Origin of the sequence: Nocardia sp. NPDC051900 (assembly GCF_044452545.1) — a bacterium.
Classification (GTDB): Bacteria; Actinomycetota; Actinomycetes; order Mycobacteriales; family Mycobacteriaceae; genus Nocardia; species Nocardia sichangensis.
The window spans coordinates 1-8,107 of the sequence record NZ_JBITBU010000053.1; the positions used below are offsets into that span (position 1 = coordinate 1).

The following is an 8,107-nucleotide window of genomic DNA, read 5'->3' on the forward strand; positions in this document are numbered from 1 at the left end:
CGGGCGCGGCCTTCACGTAGCCCGCGTCCTCCAGCAAACCCGACAAGCGTTCGGAATCGTGCACGTTCATCTGGCAACCGAAGGTGCGGACCTCGAACGTCCGTATATCGGGGACAGACGCACTCTCAGAATCAGTCACTTGTCGCTCGCTATCGACTTCCTCGAGTATTCAACTCGACCACGCCTACCTATCTACTGACCGACCGTCGATCGAGTGGAGAGAAGAAACCGCGAACTCCACCTGAAACGAGGCTCCGCCTAACTCCTTCTCGGGTAGATCCAGAAACTAGGTAACCTACTGCGGAAATTTCTCGCATCGCTTTCAGGGTGATCGAGAGAAACTTTCGCATCTCATAATCTCCATTATTGAAAAGGAGATTCGAAACGTGTCGATGATATTGATTCTGGGATCCGCCGCCGTTGCCGAGGAGGTCAGCTGATGGCGAGAATATTAACCCCGCATCCTCCATTGCGCAAGTCCTCCGCCCCGGTTCTCGGGCCGGTAGATCTGTCCGTACACTTAATCACCTCGAAAATGATAGGCGTACGTGCTCGAGGGGCCTACGTACGTTATAGAGGCTGCTTTTAGTGCTCAATTGACCCTTCATCAATATACTGGACGGTCGACAGAAACGGGGCGAGGAGCATCTGATGGATCCGGCGCTCAGTGCTGGCACGGCAGTTGTGCCGATGGTTTGCTCAGGTGGTTATGAATGTTGTTGCGGCGCAGTCTATTTGTTGGCAAGCGAGGATCGGTGGCCGGTTCAAGTGGTCGGAGCCGCAGTGCCGGGCCCGGCAGTATCTTGAAGCAGGTCAGCGACGGCGAGTGTCAAAAGGCACAGAAGTAGGATTACCTGCAGCCAAGGGAATTCTCGCCCGATCCGAAGGACGTGCAGTTTCGAACCAGACTTGCCATGATCGACCGGACTCGGCGCGGTCGATCACCTCCCCTTGGCTCGCATCGACGCCGCGTCGATCACCGCCTGCGACCAGTCGATCAAGCCTTCCATACCCCGCTCATGGAGCACGGCGCGATGTAGACGCCGCTACAGACCGGCCTCGGTCCAGATAGTGAACCAGCGATGCGCCGTCGGCGCGGTGCGATCGAAAAAGGTGGCAGCATCGGCCACGCACAAATCGCTGAGCATGTGCACACCACCGCGGTGAAAAGCGCCGGCTGGTCGACCGGCGCGGTACCGCCACCCCTGCGTGCGCGGAACGAAATCCGGCAGCAACGGCTCCACCGGCTCCCACAACTCGTCGGGCACCAACCGCTTCGGCAACTCATCTGACACGATCAAATGTCCTGTGACACAGTCCGTCTCGACCCGCCAGCAACGGATTGCATCGACATGATACAACTTCTCAGCGGGGTGCCAGCGTGCAGGATCGGTCTCGATCAGATTCAGGAGTCTATTTTTGTGTCTCTGTTGGGCCGATGATTCGGGGGATTTCCCGGAAAGGGGGTGACGTAGAGGTGCGTGCTGCTTCGTAGGCATTGATTATCTCTATCGAAACAGGCCCTCGGCGGGATACTGGATGGCCCTCTTGGCGAGCCCATGCGCGAATCTGCGAAACCCTCTTGTCGCTCAGTTCGTCGGAGCCCTTCCTCCTCCGAGCGCGTCGTTTTCCCCCGGTCTTGTGAGCGAAAGGAATCCACTCGTGAAAGATCCCGCGCAACCGATCGGCATTAACCTCCGACAAGTCCATCTCGTATGTAATTCCATCAAAACCGAATGTAACCTTTTCCGTGGCTTTCGACTTCTTGTCGAAGTCATCGATAAGGAGCACTTTGAGTGCCATGGGACCCGGCCTTCCACGCTCGCAGGATTGCAAAATTTAGGAACGGGCGACAGTTGCAGCTTTTGCTCCACGCTCACCAACAGCGGGATCGCGGCGGTGGCACAGGAGGTCGGTCACCCTCTCGACCTATGGCACTGCTATTCCGAACGCTCAACTATATGCGCCGTGCGCACCGACAATGAGGAATCGCTCCCGACCGCAATCGCTGGCACTGCACCTGAGAGCGTAAACCTACTTTCAAACGATCGGACGATGAGGATCGTAGCCGCTTATCTGCCATTGCGCAAGTCCTCTATCGATTTTTCAGAAGTGGTTCGAGCGGGGCGCCGCCCATATCTCAGGGAAGTGAAATACCTACGTGTGTCTATAAAATCTACGTACGACTTAATTCTCCTCAATGACTACGGTCGAAGACACAGGCGTACTTCCGCTTCGCCCGCCGGTCGCGTGCAATAGGCGAGCAAGAGGATGGCTCATATGATTAGCGGCGCGAACATCCATCGGGCGGCTTGACGGTGATCACGGTGCGGACCCCAATCCGGCGAAGCGGTCGCCAGATGCAAGACAACGCGCCGCTGCACTACCGTGCCGGTCGGGTGTCAGGCGGTCTTCGAACAGCAGCTTCACCCGCGATCCGAGTCAGGCCGCATGCCCGACAGCGCCCACACACAGGCATTGTGAGAAACCACCAACACGGGGGAGTCGAATCAACTGCTCCGACTTTTATCTAGTGGCAGCGGTTGGTGGCGGTGGATTCCTCACCTTATACGTGGCGAGATCTTCCTCAATATTGCTCGACCGCAAACGAACCACATGGCCGACGACGAAACCTACCGGTGAGGAGGCAAGGTCCAGGCCAACCTCGTCGAAGGACGCCACGACCTCGCACAGCGGATCTACCAGGGGAAGGAAGCGGGAGGCGTCGAACGACTCACCCCCCGTCCGCAACGAATCCACGGCGCGGGACACCAGTCGAGCAGTTGATCGTCGAGGATGTCGGTATCGGTGCCGACCGATCCGAGGCGCAGTGCGATGGCGGTGACTGGAGGCTCCCCGGTTCGGTTGACTCCTGATCAGTGATGACTTCGGTCCTCGCAGTGGAAGGATCGTCATCATGCCCAAGCCGTTCCCCAAGGTGTTTCGTCGCGATGTAGTCGCGGTTGCCCGCAAGGGTGCAGCGCCGTTGGCTCAGGTCGCCAAGGATTTCGGCATCCGCAGAGTTGCCTGAAGAACTGGCTGAAACGAGCGGACATCGGAGATGGGGCCCGGTCGGGCGCCACCTCGGACGAGTCCACCGAGCTGGGCGAGGCCCGCGGACGGATCCGGCAACTCGAACAGGAAGCCGAGGTCATGGGTCATGCGGTCGCCTACTACTGCAGCGACACTCAGGTGAGTGGGTAGCCTCGTCGCCGGTAGTGGGATAGACGGGCTTGGTGTTGTCGTCGGCGGCGCCATCGTGACCAGGCCCAGACGTGGTCGGGGTCGTGGTGGCGGGGCAGGACCAGGGCGACGAGCAGGCGAGGGATCTCCGGTAGCGTGAGAGCGATCATGTCTTCGTCGGCCTCGGCGAATCCCCGTTTGCGGCAATCGCTTTCGACGACGATTGCCAGGCGAAGGGCGAGCATGGACAAGGTGATGTGGGCGTACCAGGCCCGATAGCTGCGGACTTGGTAGTGGTCGAGACCAGCTTCGCCTTTGGCCTGCTGGAACGCTTCTTCGACATGCCACCGTGACCCGGCTGTGAAAGCGAGATCGACCAGCCGGGACCGGACCGGCCCGTAGCACAGGTAGTAGGCGATGTGGGTGGGGTCGCTGATCGAGCGCCGCGTCAGCAGCCAGTGCCCGCGTCCGCGAGTCCAGGCGCCGTCGATCTGGCGGCGCGCCCAGTCGTAGGTGCGGGGCCCGTGCGCGCCAGCGCCCACCGACAAACGTTGCCAGGTGCCCGCCGCGAACTCGGCGACGAGTTCGTCAACCCGGGCCATCCGGTCGGCGGGGGTGGCTACCCGCTGGTCACAGCGGGTAGCCAGCACATAGGCCACGTCGCGCGATTCGAGCCACTCACGCAGGTAGCCGGCTTGGCCGTAGGCTTCATCAGCGGTGAACCACGCGAACGGCACCCCGGCGTCCAGTGCCCGCTCCAGCATGGCGATCACTTGCCGTGGTTTCGTGGCGAACCCGACCTCGTCGTCGATCCCAGCGGCCCGGCAGCGCTCGCGGTCGATGGTCCAGGATTCGGGCAGATAGAGTTCACGGTCGATCAGCGCGTGCCCGTGCGACGACGCATACGCCAGAAACACTCCGATCTGGCAGTTCTCCGTCCGGCCTGCCGCTCCCCGGTTATTGCCGCTGCACCCCCGGCCGACCGCACTCCCTTCTTCAGGAATCCGGTCTCATCAGCCGCCAGCACTGCATCGGGATCACCGAGCCGGTCCACGACATAGACGCGCACGTCGTCACGGATACCGTCGACATCCCAGTCCGCTCGCCGAAGCAACCGCTGCATCCCTTGCGGTCCCGACTCACCGGCATGCTCGGCCAGAGTCCACCCGTTCTTACGTTCCAACCCCGCTACCAGCCCCGATGCATACTCCCGGGCCCGAGCCCGTGGCTCGGACCGGGCGAACCGGGCACCGACCCGGCTCATCAACGAATCCAGCTCGACCACAGCATGATCCAACAACACACCACAGATCTACCAGCACCGACTCATCCAAGTGTCGTTGCCGTACTAAGGCCGGACCGTCGGTTCATGATGACCTCGTCCAGCGCGAGTTCACGCGACCGCGCCGGACCAGCGATGGCTCATCGATATCACTAAGCACCCAAGCGGTGCGAGGGCGAGCTGTATCTGTGCGCGATCAAGGACTGCTATTCCGACAGAATTGCCGGCTAGAGATCGACTCGCGTATGAAGGCCTCGCCGGCGGGTCGACGCTTCGAGCAATGCCATCGCGATGCGGGCGCCGGGCCGGCGCAATCATGCAGGGGGCTACCAATTCCGGTCACGAAAGTTCCTTAGCCTGCTGTCGCGCAATGGTTTACGCGGTTCCATGGGAAGGGGCGAAGCATGTGGTGACAACGCTGCCAAAGACGCGCCGCCGAACGGCTGCGCCGGCTGCGCGGATCCGAAGGGGCCGTGGCAGCGGGTATCGGAGATGCAGGACAAGCTGCACCGTTGGGCGGTGGCCGACCCCGGTCGCCCGTTCGATGATGTGTTCAATCTCGTGCACGACCCGGCGACGCTGCGAGTGGCGTTCCACCGGCTCGCGGGCAACCGGGGCCGTAACTCGCCTGGCATCGACGGTGTCACCACCGACGATGTCGAGCACGGTTTCGGTGTCGATGGGTTCCTGGAGGATATGCGGTTGTCGTTGAAGGGCGGGTCGTTTCGGTCGGTCCCGGTGCGGCAGCGGCGGATTCCGAAACCGGGTGGATCGGAAAAGCTGCGGAAGCCGGGCATTCCGACTATCGCGCATTGATCGACTCGATCGCGTTGGTCGTTCGAATCACCCGCCGAATCTCCAAGTCATGATTGAGGAATGGAGCGTTCGGTACTCGACCTGGCCCCTTCCGTGCACATGCCCAACCCAACCGGACGATTGCGGCCTATCGACATCTCGAGACCGGTCAGGTCGATGGTCCCGTCACCGAACTGACCTACCATGAACGCGGCGAGCCAGCCGATCTGACCGCCGCCGGTCACGCCATGGGCGCGCTCTGCTGCTGTGTCCGGCCGGACTGGCTCCATCACCGAAGTTATCGGATGTCTCACCGCAGGTATCGCACCGGTCCCGATGCCGTGGCGGCGGTCGCACGAATTCGTCTTTGACCTGCGGCATTGCGGCAGGCTATGACCGAAGCCAAGGTGTCGGTAGTACTCACCAGCACGACGATCCTCGGCGCGTTGGCCGCCGCGGCCGCCCCTGGATTGGCCAAGCTGCGGTGGATTGTCGCTGACACCCTGCCAGCCGACGAAACTAATTCGATTGTGGCACTATGCAGCCCTGTTGACCTATCCGCACTCCACACTCGCATCGTCACGATGGAAGGGTCTACGTACGTGGCTCGACCACTTCTCTGGATGCGCGTGAATGTCGCACTCACAGACACTATTGGCCGGAAGGTGATGGCAAAGCTGCATAACACTCGCCCGATAATATTGGCCGGAGGCGACGACATATTATGGCTATGCATTGCAAGGTCTGCAGGAAAGAGCTGCCGCCGATAACGGATCGTTGTCGAAGTCTGCATATTGAGTACGACGAGTCATTGGGACCAGTGGACGCTCGAATGACTGCAGCGGATTGGTGGGCTGTTGCGAGTTGGCTGAATCCGAAGATGAATCTGCCCGTAGGGCAAATAGGAGCAGAGTAGGAAGGGGCTAATTCGTATTCCCCTGAATTGTGGGTATGCAATTCCATGCCCCGAATGGCGTCAGGGGTGCTGTTCTGTGGCTGAATAAGTTGCCGTACAGGAGTTGTGCTAGCTGAACGCAGATTGCACTGACTCGATGTGCCGGACACTACATCATCCGGGGTCGACGAAGGCTCACAAGGTTACGGCGAGGATTTAGCCGGCAAATGAAATATTGGCGATGGCATGACGAGAAGTGGCCGCGCTCCAGGGGGTGACGCCTTGTGAGCTCAAATGTGTCGGTTCGACAGTCGAGCGCGGAACTCGAAACAGTGGTCCGTCGAATTAAGGGCATGAATGCCGGGAAAGCCGGGATGGTTCATCCGATGGTGTGATATAGAATGAGGATTGAAGTTGGATCGGCTGGATTTCGGCGGAAACAGCGTAGCTGGTGGCGAACGGCTAGACGCTGATTCTGGGGTAGAACCCAGCCTGTCCGGCGCCTTCCCGTTGTCACCTGCTCAACTGGGTATTTGGTTCGCGCAGCATATGGATCCGCAAGTTCCGATCAGTATCGCGCAGTACGTGGACGTAGACGGCGATATTGATCGGCCAGTGCTGCGGGAAGCCAGCATCATTGCCTCGCGCGAGTTCGGCTCGGGCTTCCTGCGGATCATCGAACGTGACGGTGAACCGCTCCAGTACGTCGACTACTCGATTCCGGATTCCGACGATATCGGCTACGTCGATCTGCGGGCCGAGGATGACCCGTCAGCCGCGGCTGCCGCCTGGATGCGTGCCGAGTACAGCCGTCCGCTGTACATGGTTAACGACCGCCTGATAATGAGTGTGGTCCTGCAACTCGCGGACCGACACTGGTATTGGTATACGCGGGTGCATCACATTGTGCTTGACGGCTTCGGCGCGATGACCTGGCTGAAGCGGTTTGCGGAGATCTACACCGCGCTGCTGCAGGGCGCTGATGTTACCCCGTCCAGGGCTACCGACCTGCATACCATCTACGGGCAGGAGATCGCCTACCGGGAAAGCTCCCGCTTCGTCGCCGACAAGGAATACTGGGTCGAGCGGGTGGCGGGGCTGGAGGAAGGCACCAGCCTGGCGAGGGGTTCCGCGCCGCGCGCGGCGATCAACGGCATCGTGAGCGCCGCGCTGTCGGAGGAGCAGAACACTCTGCTGGACGCGGCGGTCGCGCGGCACGATTCCTCGCCCGCCGGTCTGTTGCTGGCCGGTTTCGCCGCGTATCTGGCGCAGTGGAACGGCGTCGAGGACGTCATTCTCAGCCTGCCGGTGACCGCGCGCACCACCGCGGCGATGCGCCGCTCCGGCGGCGTGTCGTCGAACATCGTGCCGCTGCGGCTGCACGTCGGCCATGACACGACGGTGTCGGGGCTCCTCAAGCAGGTCCAAGTTGAGGTCGTCGGCGCGCTGCGTCACCAGCGGTACCGACACGAGGACATCCGCCGCGACACGGCGGTCGGCGCTGTTCGAACCGAACTATTCGGTCCGTCGGTGAACATCATGCTGATCCACGACCGTCTGATTCTCGGACAGGCTGTGGGTAAGGTAAGGATACTTTCCACCGGTAACGTTCCGGATCTCGCTGTCAACTTGTATCAGTCCGAAGGTGGCGTCCGGTATCGCATCGACTTCGAGACCAACCCCAACCTCTACACCAAGGATGAGGCGCGAATGCAGCATTCGCGCTTTCTAAAGTATTTCAAGGCGTTTCTTTCTGCGCGCGCAGATTTGCCGATTTGGGACCTGAAGATTCTTTCTAGCGAGGAATCCCGTCGGGTGCTGGTAGATTGGAACGACACCAAGCATCCGTTGCCGGCGGCGACCCTGGTCTCGCTGTTCGAGGCGCAGGTCGCGCGCACTCCGGACAGTCCCGCGGTGACGTTCGAGGGGACGAGTCTGTCCTACGCCGAGTT

Annotated in this window: 6 protein-coding genes and 1 pseudogene; 2 read left to right on the plus strand and 5 right to left on the minus strand. The window is 60.9% G+C overall.

The window, feature by feature from the left end; genetic code table 11:
- The 4 genes and pseudogenes from ACIA5H_RS37245 to ACIA5H_RS37260 form a co-directional block, all read right to left on the minus strand.
- On the minus strand, positions 1–139 hold a 139-nt coding region (locus tag ACIA5H_RS37245; RefSeq protein WP_397081018.1), incomplete at its 3' end, for a hypothetical protein.
- Positions 140–1,046: 907 nt separating this feature from the next.
- Positions 1,047–1,295, minus strand: coding sequence for a hypothetical protein (locus ACIA5H_RS37250; RefSeq protein WP_364439985.1), 249 nt, complete (start codon positions 1,293–1,295; stop codon positions 1,047–1,049).
- Positions 1,296–1,413: 118 nt separating this feature from the next.
- Entirely contained in the window at positions 1,414–1,803 is a 390-nt protein-coding gene (locus ACIA5H_RS37255; RefSeq protein ID WP_397081012.1) for an Lsr2 family protein, read from the minus strand.
- Between the two features lie 1,546 nt (positions 1,804–3,349).
- A pseudogene (locus ACIA5H_RS37260) lies at positions 3,350–4,486 on the minus strand (IS701 family transposase).
- A gap of 270 nt (positions 4,487–4,756) precedes the next feature.
- Here ACIA5H_RS37260 and ACIA5H_RS37265 point away from each other — a divergent pair.
- Positions 4,757–5,281, plus strand: a complete 525-nt coding sequence (locus ACIA5H_RS37265; RefSeq protein ID WP_397081014.1) for a hypothetical protein — start codon at positions 4,757–4,759, stop codon at positions 5,279–5,281.
- Between the two features lie 47 nt (positions 5,282–5,328).
- Here ACIA5H_RS37265 and ACIA5H_RS37270 read toward each other — a convergent pair whose 3' ends face one another.
- The gene (locus ACIA5H_RS37270) at positions 5,329–5,553 is read right to left on the minus strand and encodes a hypothetical protein (RefSeq protein ID WP_397081020.1); all 225 of its coding nucleotides are present in this window, start codon (positions 5,551–5,553) and stop codon (positions 5,329–5,331) included.
- 1,010 nt (positions 5,554–6,563) lie between these two features.
- Between ACIA5H_RS37270 and ACIA5H_RS37275 the strand changes: the two genes are divergently transcribed.
- On the plus strand, positions 6,564–8,107 hold a 1,544-nt coding region (locus ACIA5H_RS37275), incomplete at its 3' end, for a condensation domain-containing protein (protein WP_397081016.1).

Bases quoted from the DNA above. Each gene is read 5' to 3' on its own strand.
- ACIA5H_RS37255 (WP_397081012.1), bottom strand. From the start codon at position 1,803: ATGGCACTCAAAGTGCTCCTTATCGATGACTTCGACAAGAAGTCGAAA.
- ACIA5H_RS37265 (WP_397081014.1), top strand. From the start codon at position 4,757: ATGCGGGCGCCGGGCCGGCGCAATCATGCAGGGGGCTACCAATTCCGG.